The sequence below is a fragment of the Maritalea sp. S77 genome (assembly GCF_049801075.1).
Taxonomy (GTDB): domain Bacteria; phylum Pseudomonadota; class Alphaproteobacteria; order Rhizobiales; family Devosiaceae; genus Maritalea.
The window spans coordinates 435,369-452,728 of sequence record NZ_JBNAGG010000002.1 but is presented as its reverse complement, the minus strand read 5'-3'; the positions used below and the strand labels follow the sequence as shown (position 1 = coordinate 452,728).

20 protein-coding genes are annotated in these 17,360 nt (G+C 51.6%); 7 read left to right on the top strand and 13 right to left on the bottom strand.

Going from position 1 to position 17,360, the window contains the following annotated elements; genetic code table 11:
* Positions 1 to 65: 65 nt before the first annotated feature.
* The 4 genes from ACP15Y_RS09950 to ACP15Y_RS09935 all read right to left on the bottom strand — a co-directional run bounded on the left by ACP15Y_RS09950 (position 66) and on the right by ACP15Y_RS09935 (position 3,006).
* Positions 66 to 902, bottom strand: a complete 837-nt coding sequence (locus ACP15Y_RS09950; RefSeq protein ID WP_133571418.1) for a universal stress protein — start codon at positions 900 to 902, stop codon at positions 66 to 68.
* 122 nt (positions 903 to 1,024) lie between these two features.
* Positions 1,025 to 1,627, bottom strand: coding sequence for an NADPH-dependent FMN reductase (locus ACP15Y_RS09945; RefSeq protein WP_424982913.1), 603 nt, complete (start codon positions 1,625 to 1,627; stop codon positions 1,025 to 1,027).
* A gap of 110 nt (positions 1,628 to 1,737) precedes the next feature.
* Positions 1,738 to 2,472: a pyridoxine 5'-phosphate synthase gene (locus ACP15Y_RS09940; protein WP_424982912.1), complete on the bottom strand. Its 735-nt coding sequence runs from the start codon at positions 2,470 to 2,472 to the stop codon at positions 1,738 to 1,740.
* 114 nt (positions 2,473 to 2,586) lie between these two features.
* Complete coding sequence (locus ACP15Y_RS09935) at positions 2,587 to 3,006, bottom strand: winged helix-turn-helix transcriptional regulator (RefSeq protein ID WP_424982911.1); 420 nt, start codon at positions 3,004 to 3,006, stop codon at positions 2,587 to 2,589.
* Between the two features lie 103 nt (positions 3,007 to 3,109).
* On the opposite strand from ACP15Y_RS09935, the gene ACP15Y_RS09930 reads away from it, so the two are divergent.
* The gene (locus ACP15Y_RS09930) at positions 3,110 to 3,997 is read left to right on the top strand and encodes an NmrA family NAD(P)-binding protein (protein WP_424982910.1); all 888 of its coding nucleotides are present in this window, start codon (positions 3,110 to 3,112) and stop codon (positions 3,995 to 3,997) included.
* A 138-nt stretch (positions 3,998 to 4,135) separates the two neighbouring features.
* Positions 4,136 to 4,714, top strand: coding sequence for a histidine phosphatase family protein (locus tag ACP15Y_RS09925; RefSeq protein ID WP_424982909.1), 579 nt, complete (start codon positions 4,136 to 4,138; stop codon positions 4,712 to 4,714).
* Positions 4,715 to 4,759: 45 nt separating this feature from the next.
* On the opposite strand, the gene ilvN is transcribed toward ACP15Y_RS09925, so the two are convergent.
* Together ilvN and ACP15Y_RS09915 are read right to left on the bottom strand one after the other, a co-directional pair.
* Entirely contained in the window at positions 4,760 to 5,311 is a 552-nt protein-coding gene (ilvN, locus tag ACP15Y_RS09920; RefSeq protein WP_133571424.1) for an acetolactate synthase small subunit, read from the bottom strand.
* Positions 5,286 to 7,043, bottom strand: a complete 1,758-nt coding sequence (locus tag ACP15Y_RS09915) for an acetolactate synthase 3 large subunit (RefSeq protein WP_424982908.1) — start codon at positions 7,041 to 7,043, stop codon at positions 5,286 to 5,288. The genes ilvN and ACP15Y_RS09915 overlap by 26 nt, the downstream gene beginning before the upstream one ends.
* Before the next feature lie 383 nt (positions 7,044 to 7,426).
* On the opposite strand from ACP15Y_RS09915, the gene ACP15Y_RS09910 reads away from it, so the two are divergent.
* The 4 genes from ACP15Y_RS09910 to ACP15Y_RS09895 are packed head-to-tail and all read left to right on the top strand — an operon-like array spanning position 7,427 to position 10,163.
* Positions 7,427 to 8,821: a dipeptidase gene (locus ACP15Y_RS09910; RefSeq protein WP_424982907.1), complete on the top strand. Its 1,395-nt coding sequence runs from the start codon at positions 7,427 to 7,429 to the stop codon at positions 8,819 to 8,821.
* A 1-nt stretch (position 8,822) separates the two neighbouring features.
* Positions 8,823 to 9,158, top strand: coding sequence for a DUF4180 domain-containing protein (locus ACP15Y_RS09905; protein WP_424982906.1), 336 nt, complete (start codon positions 8,823 to 8,825; stop codon positions 9,156 to 9,158).
* Positions 9,158 to 9,634, top strand: a complete 477-nt coding sequence (locus ACP15Y_RS09900) for a YbaK/EbsC family protein (protein WP_133571428.1) — start codon at positions 9,158 to 9,160, stop codon at positions 9,632 to 9,634. Before ACP15Y_RS09905 ends, ACP15Y_RS09900 begins: the two co-directional genes overlap by 1 nt.
* A 1-nt stretch (position 9,635) precedes the next feature.
* The gene (locus ACP15Y_RS09895) at positions 9,636 to 10,163 is read left to right on the top strand and encodes a DUF4329 domain-containing protein (protein WP_424982904.1); all 528 of its coding nucleotides are present in this window, start codon (positions 9,636 to 9,638) and stop codon (positions 10,161 to 10,163) included.
* Here ACP15Y_RS09895 and ACP15Y_RS09890 read toward each other — a convergent pair.
* Genes ACP15Y_RS09890 through miaA form a run of 3 tightly spaced genes read right to left on the bottom strand, consistent with a single transcriptional unit; the run spans position 10,160 to position 12,676 of the window.
* On the bottom strand, positions 10,160 to 11,353 hold the full coding sequence (locus ACP15Y_RS09890) for an MDR family MFS transporter (RefSeq protein ID WP_424982903.1): 1,194 nt from the start codon (positions 11,351 to 11,353) through the stop codon (positions 10,160 to 10,162). The genes ACP15Y_RS09895 and ACP15Y_RS09890 overlap by 4 nt on opposite strands.
* 41 nt (positions 11,354 to 11,394) lie before the next feature.
* Entirely contained in the window at positions 11,395 to 11,766 is a 372-nt protein-coding gene (locus ACP15Y_RS09885; protein WP_424982902.1) for a tautomerase family protein, read from the bottom strand.
* Positions 11,767 to 11,779: 13 nt separating this feature from the next.
* The gene (miaA, locus tag ACP15Y_RS09880; protein WP_424982901.1) at positions 11,780 to 12,676 is read right to left on the bottom strand and encodes a tRNA (adenosine(37)-N6)-dimethylallyltransferase MiaA; all 897 of its coding nucleotides are present in this window, start codon (positions 12,674 to 12,676) and stop codon (positions 11,780 to 11,782) included.
* Between the two features lie 18 nt (positions 12,677 to 12,694).
* Between miaA and serB the strand changes: the two genes are divergently transcribed.
* Complete coding sequence (serB, locus tag ACP15Y_RS09875) at positions 12,695 to 13,567, top strand: phosphoserine phosphatase SerB (RefSeq protein WP_424982900.1); 873 nt, start codon at positions 12,695 to 12,697, stop codon at positions 13,565 to 13,567.
* Between the two features lie 2 nt (positions 13,568 to 13,569).
* Here serB and ACP15Y_RS09870 read toward each other — a convergent pair whose 3' ends face one another.
* From ACP15Y_RS09870 to hflK, 4 genes are read right to left on the bottom strand one after another with little or no spacing between them, the layout of a single operon-like run.
* Complete coding sequence (locus ACP15Y_RS09870; protein WP_424982899.1) at positions 13,570 to 15,024, bottom strand: Do family serine endopeptidase; 1,455 nt, start codon at positions 15,022 to 15,024, stop codon at positions 13,570 to 13,572.
* A gap of 40 nt (positions 15,025 to 15,064) precedes the next feature.
* Positions 15,065 to 15,253 carry a DUF2065 domain-containing protein gene (locus ACP15Y_RS09865; protein WP_424982898.1) on the bottom strand — a complete coding sequence of 63 codons (189 nt, stop codon included), beginning with the start codon at positions 15,251 to 15,253 and terminating at the stop codon, positions 15,065 to 15,067.
* Entirely contained in the window at positions 15,253 to 16,218 is a 966-nt protein-coding gene (hflC, locus tag ACP15Y_RS09860) for a protease modulator HflC (RefSeq protein ID WP_424982897.1), read from the bottom strand. The genes ACP15Y_RS09865 and hflC overlap by 1 nt, the downstream gene beginning before the upstream one ends.
* A gap of 2 nt (positions 16,219 to 16,220) precedes the next feature.
* Positions 16,221 to 17,294, bottom strand: a complete 1,074-nt coding sequence (gene hflK / locus ACP15Y_RS09855; RefSeq protein WP_424982896.1) for an FtsH protease activity modulator HflK — start codon at positions 17,292 to 17,294, stop codon at positions 16,221 to 16,223.
* Between the last annotated feature and the right edge of the window lie 66 nt (positions 17,295 to 17,360).

Here is a 17,360-nt window from a genome sequence, read left to right as displayed (position 1 = left end):
CCAAACCAAAACAAAAGGGGCCGCACCATGTGCGACCCCTATGCCCGATGCATATTTGATTTGGGTTAGTGCGCCATCAAAACGGGCACTTCAGCCTTGCTCAACACTTCGCGGGTCGCGCCCCCAAGCACCCACTCGCGGAACCGTGAATGGCCATAGCCACCCATGACCAACATATCTGCATCGATCCGGCCTACCTCATTCAACAAAGCTGCCGCAGCGTCTGACCATCCATTGATGTTGCGCACCTCAACATTGACGCCATGGCGATCCAAATGCCGTGCAATGTCTGCACCTGGTTCAATGCCACGCTCTTCAGGTGCTTCATCATCGCTGACAATCGCCACAGTGACCTGATCTGCCTTCTGCAAAAATGGCACCGCATCAGCCACAGCACGCGCTGTTTCCTTAGAATTGCGCCACCCGAGAACAATGTTCTTATATGGGCCATCACTAGCCGGAATAGCAGGCGGCACAAACAAACAACCGCGACCAGAATTGAACAGAACATGTTCAAAAATTTCAGGCTTTTCAGAATAATGTTTGTAAGGGCGTGTCGCTACAAACAAATCCGCCAGCCGTGCTTCGTTAGCAATGGTTTGCCCCATAAAAGACGGTGTTGCGCTTACGCGGCGCAGATCAGAGCGGAACTCGTGCTTTGCAAAGCGCATATCCAGCTCTTTTTCATATTTATCGCCTTGAGCTTCAGCTTCTTGCTGCAACTCAGCCGCCACTTGGCCAACAGAAAAAACACCATCGCCTGCGCTCACCACGTCAGGAATTTCAACGCACAAAAGCCCTGTCAAAAACGCATCGTGCCGTTGTGCGATCGGTTCGGCATAGGACAGACGAACCTCGTCTTCTTTTGACCCATCTAAATAAACCAATACGTCTTTGATCATATTGACCTCCTGTGTCTGATCATTCCCATAAGTCTATTGTGCGCCCTTTCCTCCCCCCCTTGCCTTGATCTGCATCAAGATATGCAAGCGGGTGAAATTGATGCACAATTTGGCCCTGAAATTCAGTCTTTTTTATATTTTGGGCCGCTTTGTGCGCGCGCCGCTTTCAGCGCTTCGCCCCACCAAACAAGGTCGCCCAACAAATCATTTGCCTTCGGGGCAATGATCTCATCAATCTCCGACATGTCTTTATTGTCACCCATGGGGCTGACCTTCAAAAACTCGCCGCCGCCAATATGCACTGCTTCACGGATTGAGGCCATCTGCAACTCGCCGACAATATTGCGCAAATGCTGCACCGCGCGTGACGCGCCCACACCGCCATAGCCAACGAAGGCTGCTGGCTTGCTCACCCATTCAAGGTAAGCTTGGTCCAGCGCGTTTTTCAACACACCAGAGATTGAGTGGTTATATTCGGCGACGACGAAAATAAACCCGTCATATTTGGCCAGTTTTTGCTGCCATTGTACAGCCCGCGCATCTTCCGACGGCACCCATAGATTTGTCGCCTTCTCGTCAAAAAATGGCAGATCAAAATCTCGCAAATCGATCAGATCGGCCTCAATGCCATCATGCGCTTCGGCTTTATCCAAAATCCAGTTGGCAGGCTTTTCCGCAAACCGACTGTCGCGCGTGGTGGACATGATGATCCCAATCTTGAGCATAAATTTCTCCTTTGTTTGAAAAATGCAAGGCCGACAAATCGGCTCACTACATCAACGGCTTCAAAGGAGAAACGGTTGCCCGCAAATTGGGTTCCGTGATCAAAAAACTGTTATTTGCCCAAAGCCTGATTGTACTGCCGCACCGCTTCAGCAAAGCCCATCAACAGCGCATCAGCGGTGATGCCGTGGCCAATGGAAACCTCGTGCAGCTCCGGCATCATTTCTTTAAAGGCTGGCAAATTCTCAAGCGTCAAATCGTGCCCCGCATTGATACCAAGGCCCGCCGCGCGGGCTGCCTGTGCCGTCACCTGCATACGTTGCAAATGATAGTCGCCCTCGGGTGTGCCGAAGCTAGCCCCATAGGGACCGGTATAAATTTCAATGCGATGCGCACCAATTTCTGCAGCATCCGGTGGCACACTCGGATCTTCATCCACAAACAATGAGACTCGAATACCTGCATCCTTCATGCGTTTGATGGCGGGCACCAAAAGATTATGAGCCCCGCACACATCCCAGCCATGGTCAGATGTGGCTTGATCCGGCGCATCAGGCACAAAGGTGACTTGGTCGGGCTTATTGGCCAACACCAGATCTAGAAATTCATCATCCGGATAACCTTCAATGTTGAACTCTTTGTCCGGAAATTCATTTTTTACCAATGCCGCCAATTCGGGCACGTCCGAGCGGCGAATATGCCGCTCATCTGGCCGTGGATGCACAGTGATCCCGTCTGCGCCAGCTTCCATCACCACGCGCCCCATGCCCACAACGCTGGGCCAAGGCAAATCACGTTGGTTGCGCAGCAAGGCAACCTTGTTCAAATTCACAGAAAGCGCGGTCATAGCAGCTCCAAAATCCGGCGAGGACTCAAATTGTTCCAACCAATCGGTAAGGTAATTTGCAAAAACTGGCAACCTCACTAAAGACCAATTGCAACAGTGAAGTGACGATAAAACCTATTGTTCCCGTTCATCATATTTTCGGCGGGCCACATTTACCTCTGGCTCATTCGCAATCGCCCAATCCGTCAGCGACATGAGCGGGATAAATAAGGATTTGCCCAAATCAGTCAGCTCATATTCAACAGTGGGCGGCCGCGTATCAAACACGGTGCGGATGACCAACCCATCACGCTCCAGCCCGCGCAACGTGACCGTCAGCATACGCTGGGAAATCACTTCAATATTGCGCAAAATTTCACGAAAGCGCTGTGGCCCCTGCCCCAAACAAAGCACCACCAAAACGGTCCATTTATCGCCAATCCGATCCAAAGTTTGTCGCACCGGACAAGTGCCCAAATAATCGGTTTGTTTCCACGCCGCGTTCAATGCCCGAATGGCTTCTTGCTGCGCTGCAAATTCTTGTTCGTCCAACATGGTGGTTACCTCAAGGTGCCTTCTGGCGAAAAAAGTGCCTTCTTTCGCCCGCTATTGATCTGGTTATATATAGCAGTTCCTTTTCGTAACCAAGGAACGATAAATGACCAAGACCATCACAATTTTGAACGCACTAAGCGCCCAAGCCAGCCCGCTGGTAGGCCAAGCGCTGAACAAAAACTACAAAGTTCGTGCCTTCGCGCGAAACGCGGAAAAGCTAGACAATAGATTTGGCGCAAACCCAAACCTGACCAAAGGCCACGCGGATCTAAATGATCTTTCCAGCCTGATTGCTGCATTTGAGGGAGCAGATGGCGCGTTTGTGCATTTGCCTATACCGCAAAGCCCCGAACAGCCAGGTCTATGGCTGCAAAACATCATCGCCGCCACCCAGCAAAGCAAACTGCCGCACCTCGTGTTCAGCACCTCCGGCCCCACGGGAACGCGATATGCATCAACGCCGATGATCGACGGCACAAGCGCCGCAAAATCAGCAATAGAGGCCGCAAATTTGCCTGTGACCATTCTGATGCCCACCATCTATTTGGAAAATATGCAGGTGCCACCCTTTGTGCCGCAACTGCACAGCGACGGTATTCTCACCTACCCACCACTGCCCGCGGATATGAAGATTGCCTTCACATCACATGCGGACCAAGCACGCTATGCCCTCGCTGCGTTTGAAAAGCCAAATCTGATTGGCGAAACCATCGAAATTGCCTCTAAGCCGATGCTGAATGGAGCAGAACTCGCGCAGATTTTCTCATCAACACTGGGCAAACCTGTCAAGTTTGATCCGCTGACACCCGAACAATTCGGCACCCAGATCGGCGAACTGTTCCAAAGCCCTGAGGTAGGCCAAGGGCTGACGGGCTTATATCAATCCATCAGCGCTCTCGGCAAAAACGGCATGGAGATTGATGTGGCGGCGCTGGAAGAAAAATTCGGTATTACGCTGCCCAGCATCGCTGACCAAATCGCTGATTGGTAAGGTTTTGGAGGGCGGCCTTGCGCTGCCCTCTCCATTTTATTCAAATTAACGGACCGATTAAGCCCGATCTGATTTGCATGCTCTACAATGGCTTTTTATAAACAGGGTTCTATCCCTGTCGAAGAAGCTAAAATATCTATGTCCTATCCCCGCATTATTTTCATGCGCCATGGCGAGACCGAATGGAATCTCGCTGGCCGTGCGCAAGGCCACCTCAATTCCCCCCTCACCGAAAAAGGCCGAACCCAAGCGCAAAAGCTGGGCGAAATTCTCAAACGTGAGCTGGGCACACCGGATGGCTATGCACAAATGGTCAGCCCGATTGGCCGCACTTTAGAGACCGCAGAAAACATCAAAAAGCATTTCGCGTTTGATCCAACGCCTGTTGATTTGCTCAAGGAAATTGATCTCGGCAAGCTGAGCGGCCTAAACCGCCCTGAAATGGAAGAGAAATTTCCCGAGCATATGGACGGCAAACCGGATTATGACTGGTATTTCGGCGCACCGGGCGGCGAGACCATGGGTGATATGCGCAAACGCGCAACCCAATGGCTCGATAGCTTAACCGGCCCCACCATCGCCGTGGCCCACGGCCAAATCGGCAAAGTGATGCGCGGCATTTATCTTGGCCTGACCGATGAGCAGATATTGCGCCTGAAAGAGCCGCAAGGCGTTGTGCATGTGCTGGAGAATGGCACAGAGACCATCTGGACATAAAAAAGGCGGCTCTAAGCCGCCTTTTCTTTGATTAAATCGAAGAACCTACATGCCTTCCTTGCCGCGTGAAATCGCGGTGAGGCCTGTGCGCACCACTTCCACAAGGCCCAAAGGCTGCATCAGAGAGATAAACTGTTCAACCTTTGACGGGCGACCTGTAATCTCAAAGACAAAACTGTCGATGGAGGCATCTACAACATTGGCGCGAAAGGCTTCAGCCAAACGCAATGTTTCCACGCGGTTTTCGCCTTTGCCCGCCACCTTGATCAGCGCCAACTCGCGCTCCAGCGACTCGCCCTCAGCAGTCAAATCATGCACGCGATGCACAGGCACCAAACGCTCCAATTGCAGCTTGATCTGCGCCAAAACCTTTGGCGTTGCCACAGTAACAATGGTGATGCGTGACCGATGCCGATCATGCTCCGTTTCTGAAACAGTCAAACTATCAATGTTAAACCCACGGGCAGAGAAAAGCCCAACAACACGGGCCAGAACGCCCGGCTCGTTATCAACAAGAACGGTCAGTGTGTGACGCTCAACGCTTTGGCTGCGTTCCAAATCCCAACTTGGCTTAAACAAGGACCTTCCCCTTCTCATCAATAATGTTGCCGATATCTGCCGTGTCCGGCAAAATCATCTCGTGGTGCGCCTTGCCCGATGGGATCATCGGCAAGCAGTTCTCTTCTTTTGTCACCCGGCAATCAAACAAAACAGGCTTATCGATCTCGATCATCTCCATGATCTTATCGTCCAGCTCTTTGGGGTCATCGCACATAATGCCATAAGCCCCGAACGCTTCCGCCATCTTCACAAAGTCTGGCAAGCTGTCAGAATATGAATTGGAATAGCGCCCGCCATGAAGCAATTCCTGCCACTGGCGCACCATGCCCATATACTCATTATTCAAAATGAAAATCTTGATCGGCAGGCCATATTGAACCGCAGTCGACATTTCCTGCATGGTCATTTGAACGCTAGCCTCGCCCGCAATATCAATCACCAACGCATCGCGGTGCGCCACCTGCACGCCAACAGCCGCTGGCAAGCCATAGCCCATGGTGCCCAAACCACCTGAGGTCATCCAACGATTTGGCTGATTAAAGTGGAAATGCTGTGCCGCCCACATTTGGTGCTGACCAACCTCGGTGGTGATGTAAACATCGCGCTCTTTGGTCAATTCATAAAGGCGTTCAATGGCATATTGCGGCTTGATCACATCGTCAGAATTTTCATAGCGCAATGACTTCACTTCGCGCCATTTATCAATCTGCTGCAACCAAGGTTGAATATCGTCGGTGCGTGGCGCATTGGTCTTTGACCGCCACAAACGCACCATTTCTTCCAACACATGGCTACAATCGCCAACGATGGGCAAATCAACGACGATGTTTTTGTTGATCGATGAAGGATCAATATCGATGTGAATTTTGCGCGAGTTTGGCGAGAACGCGTCAATACGACCCGTAATCCGGTCATCAAAACGTGCGCCAACACAAATCATCAAATCGCAATCATGCATCGCCATATTGGCTTCATAAGTGCCGTGCATGCCCAGCATGCCGAGCCATTGCTCGCCATCCGCTGGATAAGCGCCAAGCCCCATCAAGGTAGAGGTCACTGGAAAACCAGTCAGCTCTGCAATTTCGCGCAGTGATTTCGTGGCTTCGTCACCCGAGTTGATCACGCCGCCGCCTGTGTAAAATACCGGGCGTTCCGCTTTCAACATCATATCCACGGCGATTTTAATCGCGTCCAACTCACCTTCCATTTGCGGCTTGTAAGTTGGGTGGCTGGTGATGTTTGGATTGGCGTAGCTGCCAAGGGCAAACTGCACATCCTTCGGAATGTCGATCACCACAGGACCGGGCCGTCCTGAAGTCGCCACATAAAAGGCTTCGTGCAAAATGCGCGGCAAATCTTCAACCGACTTCACCAAATAATTGTGCTTGGTGCAGTTACGGGTGATGCCAACCGTGTCACACTCTTGGAACGCATCAGACCCAATCAAAGGCGTGGGCACCTGCCCGGTGATGCAAACCATAGGGATAGAATCGAGAAGCGCGTCGGTGAGGCCAGTCACCGCATTGGTTGCGCCGGGACCAGAAGTCACCAGCACCACGCCGCATTTACCGGTTGAACGGGCATAGCCTTCTGCAGCGTGGGTTGCCCCTTGCTCGTGCCGCACAAGAATATGCTCGACTTTGTCGTTTTGGAAAATTGCGTCATATATTGGCAGCACTGCGCCACCAGGGTAGCCGAAAATATGTTCAACCCCCTGATCAACAAGTGCCTGAATGACCATTTCTGCCCCGGTCATTTGCTCAGCCATAGCTCTTCTTTCTCCTCAAGCCCTATGCAATTCTTTCAAATCGCGCTTTACCAGCTAACTTCATCACAAAGTTGTTTGGCCATAAAAAAAGGCCCCTTTTGGGACCTTGACATGCACCGACACTCACGAACCTCACTTAGATGTTCGCGCCGCCGGTGCCAATAATCACGAGTACGAGTGCCTGATGCATCATCTGCTCAATTTAATTAGTGTTGGCGTTATTGGTAGAATGACAAGATTCATTGGTCAAGTACCAATTTGCCCACAACCGTCCACTTCGCTTTGATTGAAATTCATTCCATCCCCACTTGACCGTACGATCTAAATTGAAAAGACTGCGCCAAAACATTCCTTCCTTGATCTCAAAATCAGAAAGATCGGCCATGAGTAATTTCAATTTGGACAATGTCACCTCTCACATTGAACAGGATTTCGACAACAGCGTTAACCGCTTGATCGAATGGCTGAAAATCCCATCAGTATCCACTGATCCTGCCTATAATGACGATGTGCGCAAAGCGGCGGATTGGATGATGAATGAGCTTGATGGCATGGGCTTTAAAATCAAACTGATCGAAACCGATGGCCACCCTGTTGTGTTCGCTGAGCGCAAAGCCTCTAACAAAGATGCAAAGACCATTCTTTATTACGGCCACTATGACGTGCAGCCGGGCGATCCGTTCGAACTGTGGGACACAGCTCCATTTGAACCCACCATTGTCGACAGTGTACACGGCAAAAAGCTCGTCGCCCGTGGCGCTGAGGATGATAAGGGCCAAGTGATGACCTTCATCGAGGCGTTCCGCGCCTTTATCGCCACCCATGATGATTTGCCCTGCAACATCAAAATCATGCTGGAAGGCGAAGAAGAAACCGGCAGCCCAAGCCTTGATAAATTTTTGAAACAAAACAAAGACATTTTGGCCGCTGATGTGTGCGTTGTGTGCGACACTGCCATGTGGGACATTAACACCCCGGCCATCACCTATTCTTTGCGCGGCTTGATCGATGCAGAAATCAGCATCAAGGGCCCAAGCCGTGATTTGCATTCAGGCATGTATGGCGGCGCAGTGATCAACCCCTTGCACGCCCTATCAAACATTGTGGCGCAGTTGCACGATGAAAATGGCAAAATCCAAATTCCACACTTCTATGAAGGTGCACCGGAATTGGAAGAAGCTGAGCGCGCCGCCCTATCTGCGCTCAATTTTGATGATGCCGAATTTTTGGGTGAGATTGGCCTGAAAAACACAGCAGGTGAAGACGGCTATTCAACCATCGAACGCATCTATGCGCGCCCAAGCTGCGACGTGAACGGCATGTGGGGCGGCTATATTGGCGAGGGCCATAAAACAGTTATCGCGTCTGAAGCGCACGTTAAACTGTCTTGCCGCTTAGTGGGCGATCAAGATCCAGCCAAAATTCTGCCCAACATCGAGAAGTTCTTCGCTGATCGTTTGCCAGCAGATTTCACCATGACCTTCAAAAATCACGGCGCGGCCTATGCCTTGAAACTGCCAATCGACAGCCCTTACCTCAAGGCGGCACAAAAGGGCTTGGAAGTTGAATATCAGCGCGAAGCCAAAATGATTGGCATGGGCGGCTCCATTCCTGCAGTGGGTGCCATCAAAAACATGCTCGGCCTTGAAAGCGTGATGGTTGGCTTTGGCTTGTCTGACGACAATATCCACAGCCCGAACGAGAAGTATGAACTCACTTGCCTGCGCCGTGGCATCCGCTCCCACGCTGCAATTTTGTTGGAACTGGCAAAGGTTTAAAGTGAACACATCTGACCAAATATATGCGGTGCCCGCCGACCATCCCCCCATGGCAAAAGTGGGTGATTTTATGGATCATATCGGCACCGCAGCCTTTGAGGGCAAGACAATTTTGGTCTTGCCCAAATCGGCAATAGATCCCACCTTTTTTGACCTCCGTTCTGGGCTGGCGGGCGAAGTGACGCAAAAGCTGGTGAATTACCAACTTAAATGCGCCATCATCGGCGACTTTCAGACGGAAATCGAACAGTCCAACGCCCTGCGTAATTATATTTACGAGTGTAATCAGGGCCATCATATTCAATTTGTTGGGCACCAAGACGAGATCAAGTTTTAATGACCGAATTGAGCAAATCAGAACAGCGCGTGGACGCGGTGCTCCGCGCCCACAATCTGGCCACCGAAATTGTGCGGCTGGACGACAATGCCCACACGGCGCAGCAAGCAGCTGATGCCTTGGGCATCGAAGTGGCGCAAATTGTGAAATCTTTGGTGTTTCGTGGCGCGGAAAGCGACAAGGCCTATTTGCTGTTGGTCTCCGGTGCCAACCGTGTGCATGAAAAGCGCACTGGTCGCCTGATTGGTGAAAAGCTAGGCCGCGCCGACGCAGACTTTGTGCGCGAGCACACAGGTTTTGCCATTGGTGGCGTGTCACCATTGGGCGCAACGGGGCAAGTCGATATTTATATTGATGAAACCCTGTTTCAGTTCGATGAGGTTTGGGCCGCCGCGGGCCACCCAAAATCAGTGTTTCCCACCAGCGCAGCGGAATTGACCACCCTCACCGCCGCTCAAAAAATCAATGTGCTTTGATATGAAAAAACTGCCGATAACCATCGCCGCGCTTGCAATATCTGCAAACCCGGCAACAGCACAAAGCCTCTCTGCCAATTATTTGTCGAACTTCTTCGCGCCGATCCAAGAAAGATCGATCGCAGAAAACCGCGAATATTGCGGTTATTTCGGCCTGAATGCGGCAGGTAAGCTAATTGCCACAAAGCCAAAGCGCGGCCGTGCGGACAGTTGCAGCGCCGACCCGAGCGACGAGATGGTGGAGGTGATTGCCTCGTACCACACCCATGGCAGCTTCCACATTGATGCGGATTCCGAAACGCCATCCTCTGACGATTTGGAAGCCGATATGTATGAAGAGATCGACGGCTATGTGGCAACTCCAGGCGGACGCATTTGGAAAAATGATTGGGACCGTGGCCGCGCCATCCTTCTGTGCGACCGCAATTGCACAGTGTCCGACCCAGATTATGACAGCCATGCCTTCCCGCCCGTCAACAATAGCTATACGCTAGACGGCCTGTATGACCGGGACGATATGGACTATTAATCCGGCTGACGCTTGCGCAACAAATAAAGACCAAGAGCACTGATCAGCGCCAACGCGCCTACGCTCGGCCACAGCACCGACAAGCCGAACTGGTCAATAAACCAACCACTCAATGCGGGCGCTGCGCCAAAGCCGAACCCAATTGCCAAGCCCACCGATCCCGCCAGACGCCCCCGCATATTGCGCGGGCTTTCATTGGCGATGTGGGCATTGGTGTTGGTGACGGACAGCACTTCGCCCGCCGTATAGATCGTGGCGCAAATCAGCAGCAGCATAAAATGGTTGGAAATGCCGACAAAGCCAAATCCAATGGCATAAAGCATGCCAGCCAAAATCAGATTACTCAGGGTCCGGTTGTTGTTGGTTAGTCGCGCCAAAATCGGCGTAAACACCAGCACGGCGATCCCGTTGGCCATCAACAACCAACCATAAAGTTTGGCGCCATCATCACCAAAAAAAGCATCCATTTGCAGCGGCAACGCAACAGTAATTTGGCCATAAACAAGGTTTATACCGATCATGCAAAGCGTGAAAAGCAATAAACTCGGGCGCGTTAGCAAGTAGCGCCACACAGAACCTTCCACTGGTTTTTCTTTTTCTATTTCTTCATCCGTCGACCGATCAAACCGTGCAGGCAAAAACAGCGCAACAATGGCGATCGCGATAAGCGTCGTTGTGGCATCGCCCCAAAACATAAAGCGGAAATAATCCGCAAACAGCAACCCGCCAATGGCAGGGCCAAAAGCATAGCCGACATTCCAGCCATAATAGCTGACCGCATAAACCAGTTTGCGGTTTTTGGGCGTAGAAAAATCCGCCTGCCATGCCTGCATGGCGGGCACCATGGTGCCGTTGGCCAAGCTGATAAAAAACAGAAAGCCAATCAGGGCAACGCTTTCCGCAAAAAAGCCTGTCGTGAAGGTGATGATCGCTTCAATCGAAAGTGCGGCGATATAAACAGGTTTTGGACCAAATTTATCCGTCAGCCAGCCCCCCAACATTTGCCCGGGAAACTGCGCGGAGAACACGCCATAAACAATCAATCCTGTCGCCGTGGCGGAAAAACCGAGCTTTTGCGACAGCATCAGCGCCATAAACGGGAACACGAATGCGCCCGTGGCAATGACAAAATTAGCGAAGCCAAAAATATAGGCAGGGCGCGGGATCGACCGCAATTTGTGAACCAACATATGCTTGCGCTAATCCCTAAAGCCGTACGGGCGAGATTGTATTATTGAACTTTCCCGCCATCAAACACGGTGCCGGCTGGCACACCGTGATAGGTAATAAAAATATTGTCGTCCAACCCAAGCGCCTCACCCAACGTTGTCGCAGCGACACTCAACAGCTTCTCGATCTCGTCTGGCGTGCTGTGACCATAGCAAAACAATTGCCCAATGGGCGGATGTGTTTGATCTGGCTGCGCAGTTGCTGCCCGATCCCCTTCAACATAAAGGTCCGGCGCAATATCCTGCCATGTGGCCCACACATGTTTGGGATCACAGCCACAAACATCGGCAAGCGCGAGACACACTTTTTTCAACGCAGCTGAGATTTTGGCCGGGTCTTTTTGCGGCAAGCCGCTCATTCTTAAAACGGGCATAACTCATCCTCCCTCAAGCAAATGGATCAACCCAGCGCCAATCTGCCATGCGATTGCGGAACCACGTCCGCTGACGCTTGGCATATTGCCGGGTTGCCGTGATGGCCTTTTCGGTCGCCTCCTCAAGGCTCATTTCTCCCACCATAACAGCCATCAATTCAGGTACGCCAATGGCACGCATGGCCGGCAAGCTTGGATCGAGATCAAGTGCTTTAATTGCCTTCACCTCTTCCATGGCCGCGCCCTCCATCATCAGTTCAAATCGCTTGGCAATGCGGTTGCGCAACAATTCGCGTTCCGGATTGAGCACGATTTTTTCCACGTCCCAACCTTCAATCAAGCTAGGGGCATTGTCATCATCTTGCCAATCAGCTAAAGAGCGATTTGTGGCCTCCATCACAGAAATGGCACGAGCCACGCGCTGCGGATCAGGCGATTGCAATCGCGCCGCCATTTTCGGGTCTTTATCCGCAATATAAGCGGCCCGCTCTCCCTCATCCATGGGTTGAATCACTGCTTCAACTTCTTGAATCACTTCTTGAGGAATTTCAGGTATCTGGGCGAATCCATTTATCAAGGCATCAAAATAAAGCCCTGTGCCGCCAACAAAAATCAGGTTCCGGCCAGATTGTGCCGCATCGGCCACAAGGGGCGCCACATCATCAAGCCACGCGCCCGTTGAATAGCGAACCGCCGGGGGCACATGCCCGAACAATTTATGCTCAGCTTGGGCCAGTTCTTCAGCAGACGGCCTTGCAGTAAGCACATTTAAAACATCATATACCTGCATTGAATCTGTGTTCACGATCAACGCGTCATCGGCCCGTGCACGCTGGATGGCATATGCCGTCTTGCCGCTGGCCGTTGGACCCGCTATCAACAATGCACGTTGCATATTCACCCTCGTCAACCAAATGCAGGAACGTAAATGTCCGTTTTAGTGCTTTCCACCAATCCCGCCAACCCCGAACTCGATGGCAATCTGATCGAGCAGGTAAAAAACGACATTGGCGGCCAAATGAATTGGCTGCAAAAAGACGTGGGGTGCGAACTAATCGGCTTCAAAGCCAAGGATGGTTTTGAAACTGCCCAAACCGCATTTGCCGATTCCGCAGTCGACGTGAATGTGGTGAGCGATGAAAAGCGCCGCAAGCAACTTTTGATCGCCGATATGGACAGCACCATGATCAATGAGGAATGCATTGACGAGTTGGGCGACGCGCTGGGCATTAAAGCCGAAATCGCTGAAATCACCGCCCGCGCCATGCGCGGCGAGCTGGCTTTCGAAGCGGCACTGGATGAACGGGTAAAGCTGCTGAAAGGCCTGCCACTGGATCGGATCAAGGAAGTCCGGCGCGAACAAATCAGCTATGCCGCCGGCGGCCGCGCGCTGGTGCAAACCATGCGTGCTTACGGCGCCTATACGGCATTGGTCTCCGGCGGCTTCACGCTGTTCGCCGACTATTTCGCGAAACGCATCGGCTTTGATGAAGCCACGGCCAATGTGCTTGAGTTTGAAAATGACACGCTGACCGGCACCGTGGCCCGCCCTATCGTGGGGCAAGACACCAAATTGGAAAAACTGCAAAGCCTCGCCAAAGCCCATGAGTTGGATTTGAGCCAAACCATGGCCGTCGGCGACGGGGCGAATGATCTTAAAATGATCAAAGCGGCAGGCATGGGCGTGGCGATCCACGCCAAGCCAGTGGTGGCGGCTGAAGCGAAATATCGCTTCAACCATTCCGATCTCACTGGCCTATTGTTTTTGCAAGGTTTCGCCGAAGAAGATTTCGTCCGCTAAACCTATTTGTTCAAGCGAATGGCCACGAAGCGACGATTGCCAACCGGGTCCGCGATTTTGAGCAAAATAACTTCGCGTCCGGTTTCAATGGCGGTGCCTAATAGGGTCCGCAGCTCAGCAGCGGTAAAGATTGGCTGCTGATTGACTTCAACCACACGATGTCCCGCGCGAATGCCCTTTTCTTCTGCATCGCTTTGCGGCAAAACCATTGCCACCAACACGCCATCTGTATCGTCCTTAAGACCATACGATTCTCGGTTTTCGGGATCGAGATCTTCAAACTCGAACCCAAGCATATCGCCTAGGCCCTCTGGCGGCGGATCTAGCGGAATTTCTTCAAGACCATCCAACGGATTTTCTTGCGCCAACAAGCCCAGCTCAATCTCAAAAGTCTCGACCTTACCCCGTCGCTCGACTTCCACCGTAACGCGCTTACCCACATCGGTTTCTGCCACAAAGCGCGGCAAATCACGCATACGCTCGATCAATCGACCGTCAAACTTCAAGATGAGGTCCCCCTCTTTCAGCGTACCGACCGAAGGTCCATCTGGATTGACGGAAAGCACCAAAGCGCCATTTGTGTTTGGACGGCCAAGGCTCAGCGCAATATCTTCCGACACATCTTGGATGCCAATGCCTAGCCAACCACGACGGGTCTCGCCAAACTCGATCAACTGCCGGATAACAGGCTTGGCCAAATTGATGGGAATGGAGAACCCAATCCCAAGCGAACCGCCCGTGCGCGAGATAATGGCAGTGTTGATTCCAATCACTTCACCATCAACATTAAACAATGGGCCACCAGAGTTGCCCTGATTGATGGCCGCATCTGTTTGAATGAAATTGTCGTACGGACCAGAATTAATATCACGATTACGCGCGGAAACGATACCAGCGCTAATCGAGCCACCAAGGCCAAACGGGTTACCAATCGCCATCACCCAGTCGCCAATTTCAGCAGCATCTGAATTGCCTAGGCGGACGAACGGTAGATTACGGTTGGTCTCGACCTTCAAAACCGCAATGTCAGTTTTTTGGTCGACACCCAAAATGCGGGCACGCAAACGTGCGCCATCCACAAATGACGCCCAAATCTCGGTTGCGCCTTCAATCACATGATAGTTTGTGACAATGGTGCCTTCAGCATCAATCACAAAACCAGACCCGAGGGAGCGGCTCTCTTGCGGCTCCTCATGCTCAAAATCTGGCTCTTGGAAACGTTCAAACAAATCCTGCAATGGCGAGTTGTCGGGCAGCTCTGGGAATTCGAACCCTAAATCGCGCCGCGTTGCCATGCGAGTTGTTGAAATATTGACCACAGCAGGTTGCAGCTCTTTGACCAAAGGCGCGAAGGAAACCGGCCCCTGCCCCATGGCGACCAAAGGTGCGATAGCTACAAAAAAAACAGCAAGCGCCAGATACGCTGCTGTTCTCAGCTTCAACTTAAGTGCACGCATTTGGCCCTCCCTGCCGAAAATTGAGCTGCCCGCAAAGTATTTATGCCGCGCGCAGCCAGAAAACCACAATAAAGCCAATGATGGCCGTTGTAAGCCCGATCACGCGAATTTGTGCCTCGGGTGTGGCCAACATCAGTGCAATGGCTCGCTTCATTTGCTGTGGAAAGGCTGCGTAGAGCAGCCCTTCCAAGCAAACTGCCAAAGCCAGGGCAATGAAAAGATCTTTCATTACTGCCCCGTAGGCTCACTTTCTGTTGGTACACTAGATGGTGCAGGCGCGGATTGCTGTGGTGCGCCTGGTGTTTCCACATTCTTAAATTCACCAACACTGTCAGAGCTGAAATATTGGAAGAATTCAGAATCTGGGCTCAACACCATTGTTGTGCCGCTATTTTGAAGCGCGTTGCGATAGGATTCCATTGAACGATAGAATTCAAAGAACTCCGCATCTCTTGTGAAAGCCTCAGCAAAGATCCGGTTTCGCTCACCTTCACCTTCACCGCGCAAAATGTCTGCGTCACGCTGGGCGGTCGCTACGATCTCAACCGCTTGACGATCCGCTTGCGCACGCAATGTTTGCGCCAACTCTTGACCACGTGCCCGCAAACGAGCAGCTTCCGCCAAACGTTCAGCCTTCATCCGGTCAAAAGTTTGTTGCGAAACTTCAGTGGTCAAATCTGTACGGGTGATCCGCACATCAACAACCTCAATGCCGATTTCTTCCGTTTCAGTACGGATCAACGCAGCAGCTTCACGCATCATTGATGTGCGCTCTTCAGACAATGCGTCCTCAAAACGACGCAAACCATAAACCCGACGCAATGCGGATTCTAGTCGCGTATCAATACGCTGTTCAGCAGTAGAAATTGAACCAAACACCGCTTCACGGAATTTCTGCGCATCTACAATTTGATAGATGATGAACGCATCAACTTCATAGAACTTACCGCCAGAAACCTGCACACGAATATCTTCCAATTCATAGCGCAACTTGCGGTCTTCGATGATTTGTACAGTTTCAATAATGTCGGTTGGCAGCTTGAAATTCAGGCCCGGCTCTTGCACCACGCGTGTAATTTCACCAAACCGCAAAACGATAGCTTGCTGACGTTCATTGATCACAAAGATCGATGAGAAGAACAAATAGATCGCAACGATAACGACGACGATAGAAATAATTGCACGATTACCCATGATTATCTCCCCGTATTCGAGTTGTTACGATTTTGGATTTCAGGCAACGGCAAATACGGCACAACGCCAGAACCGCCCTCCAAAATCACTTTATCTGATTGTGAAAGAACACTTTCCATTGTTTCAAGGAACAACCGCTTACGGGTCACCTCGGGCGCCTTGGCATATTCTTCATAAACAGACAGGAAGCGCGCTGCCTCACCCTCTGCTTGCTTCACAACGCGGTCCTTATAAGCGGCAGCTTCCTCGCGCAATTGCGCGGCTTCACCACGAGCTTGACCCAAGCGCGTGTTTGAATATTGCCGTGCTTCCTCTTGGAAACGATCTTCATCTTGCTCAGCACGCTGCACTTCGTCAAAGGCATCAGCCACATCGGTTGGCGGTGCTGCGTCTTCGATAGATACGCCGTTGATATTGATACCAGCGCCATATGAATCGAGGATTTCTTGCGTAATTTGCTCTACTTCCACAGCGATACCTGCACGGTCATCACGGAACACGTCTTGAGCTGGACGACGACCAACCACTTCACGCATCGCGCTTTCTGCCGCACGACGCATCACGCCGTCTGGATCAGCAACATTGAACAAATAGTCTGATGGATTAGAAATCCGCCACAAAACAGAGAAGCCAACATCAACGATGTTTTGGTCACCTGTCAGCATCAAGCCTTCAGACATTTGGTTTGAACGTGAATTGCTCACTGAACCAATTCGGGTTTGGTTCTGCGTTGTTGTCACGATTTCAACTGTCTCGATTGGCCAAAAATGGAAATGCAGGCCAGATTGCGAGAATTCCTGCTTGGGCTGACCAAACAATAGCTCCACGCCAACTTCCTGCGCATCAACCTGATAAATGCTTTGATAGAGCCAAAATGCGAGCACGAGCGCCAAAACGCCGACAATGCCCCACCGGCCGCCAGGCAAGCCGCCTTTAAATTGTTCACGGCTTTGTTTAAACAGGTCTTCAATGTTCGGACCATTCGGTCGGCGTGGACCGCCGCCACCGCTGCCGCCCGAACCGCCGCTAGGGCCTTGCCCCCACGGTCCGCCACTATTGTTTTCATTCCAAGGCATTTGTTACCCTTCAGTTTGCATAGATATGTGTCAACTATATAGGAAACCTAAAGCTTTCAATCAATC